Genomic DNA, 250 nt, shown 5'->3' with positions numbered 1-250 from the left:
TCTCCGCGCGGCCGATCCATTCGAGGGTGACCAGCGCGTTCTGTGTCGCCTCGGGGATGGTGGACTCCTCCGGGCGCCAGGAGCCGAGGGTCTTGCCGGTGGGGAAGTTCGCGGTCGTGCGCCGGAGCCGCCGGGTGGCGGCGTCGCGTCCGACGACCTCCTCGGTGATCAGGACTTTGAGTACCTCGGCGGGGTCCCAGCGTTGGGCGCGGGCGGTGGCGAGCACGTCGGGTGCGGCTTTGCGCAGGTA

General features: G+C 71.6%; 1 pseudogene. It reads right to left on the bottom strand.

From position 1 onward, the window contains the following. A pseudogene (locus KDL01_RS42860) lies at positions 1–250 on the bottom strand (IS21-like element helper ATPase IstB); the annotation flags it as partial.

It is taken from the genome of Actinospica durhamensis (assembly GCF_018139695.1).
Classification (GTDB): Bacteria; Actinomycetota; Actinomycetes; order Streptomycetales; family Catenulisporaceae; genus Actinospica; species Actinospica durhamensis.
The sequence above is the reverse complement of the archived record's forward strand: the minus strand, read 5'-3'. Positions and strand labels throughout refer to the sequence as shown.